Annotated in this window: 1 protein-coding gene; it reads right to left on the reverse strand. The window is 61.8% G+C overall.

Annotation, left to right across the window (positions count from 1 at the left end):
- Positions 1-414, reverse strand: a 414-nt coding sequence (gene pilM / locus AC1DF0_RS32450) for a type IV pilus assembly protein PilM (RefSeq protein WP_477577712.1), incomplete at both ends; no start/stop codon positions are given.

The raw sequence follows: 414 nt of genomic DNA on the forward strand, positions 1-414 counted from the left end.
CCACCCTGTTTCTTCGCCAACCCAGCCTGCTCGACCGTCAGGCCATAACGGCGCTGGATTTCTTCCGTCAGTTGTCGGCCGCCGAACAATTGTTCGCGGGTGTAGATGATCCGCCCATTATTCAACACGCTCAGGGTGGTCATGGTGGCGCCGATATCGACTACCGCCACGGTCAGATGCTCCTGAGAGGCGGCCAGCTGGGTTGCCAGCAAGCCGAACGCTCGCTCCAGGGCATAGGCTTCGACATCGACTACTCGCGCGGTCAGCCCGGCCAGGGCCAGGGCCGCTTCACGAACCTCGACGTTTTCCTTGCGACAGGCGGCCAGCAGCACATTGACCCGCTCGGGGTTGCGCACTGACGCGCCTTGCACTTCAAAGTCGATCGCCACTTCATCCAGCGGATACGGGATGTAC

Source organism: Paenibacillus sp. 05T425 (genome assembly GCF_056396205.1).